This is a genomic window from Actinomyces sp. HMSC075C01, from assembly GCF_001812965.1.
Classification (GTDB): Bacteria; Actinomycetota; Actinomycetes; order Actinomycetales; family Actinomycetaceae; genus Actinomyces; species Actinomyces acetigenes.
This window is the reverse complement of the sequence record NZ_KV810970.1, coordinates 46,150-47,053: the sequence shown is the minus strand read 5'-3', so window position 1 is coordinate 47,053 and position 904 is coordinate 46,150. Positions and strand designations below refer to the sequence as shown.

The 904-nt window shown below is 64.2% G+C and carries 1 pseudogene; it reads left to right on the top strand.

The features are described from left to right. Positions 1-614: pseudogene (locus HMPREF2883_RS03670) on the top strand (hypothetical protein); the annotation flags it as partial. Positions 615-904: the final 290 nt, after the last annotated feature.

The following is a 904-nucleotide window of genomic DNA, read 5'->3' as shown; positions in this document are numbered from 1 at the left end:
TGGACGTCACGGTGGAGTGGGAGTACACCACCGTACCTAGCGGTGCCACCCGGCGCTTCGCGTGCGTATCTGACCAAGATGAGTACAACGAGCTCCGCCAGGACGTCCCAGCCACCTCCACCTGGTTCATGGCACCACGCCCTGGCATGGACGCCCGCCACCGGGAGGCATACGAGCTGCTGGAGCTGACCGTCGATGGCCGGCCTCAACCCATCCGCCGCAGTACCCGTGCTACCGGCCAGACCTACAGCGTCGACCTGGACGAAGAAGCCAGGAGCGGTGAGCCAGTCCGCATCCGCCAGGTCTTCCGCACCATCACCCCGCAGTGGAGCCACCGGCTGTACTTCGCTGTCAGACAACCAACCCGAGGCTGGTCGCTGCGATTGGACTACACCGACACCAATATCGGCGATATGCGTGTCAACGACACCGTGGCCACGGCACCAGCGGCCCGCATCATCCGGTCACCAGAAGCCGTCCCAGGCAAGGTCATCGCGCTCGAGTCGGCTGGTTGGCTCATGCCAGGCTCCGGCGTTGCCTTCACCTGGACACTAGACGAGGAGCTGCCCCAGACCGAGCAGCCTGAGGCAGCAGCATCCTCCCGAGAGGGGTAGAGGATCTCTGCGAATGGTCACTCGCCACCGTCCATCAGGCTCACCTCCTCACCTACTCGACCGCTACGGACAACCACAGGATACATCGTCATGAGATACATAGTCTCTGGATTGGGAGTCTTCGGCCGGTTGAGATGGAGCCGTGCCCACCGACCGCAAGCCACCGCTCTCACCAGCCACCGGTGAGTTCGGTCGGCGTGTGCGCGCCCGCCGCGAACAGCTGGGCCTGTCCCAGGAGAAACTGGCCGAGCGCACAACCCTGCACTGGTCATACATCGGCCAGGTCGAAC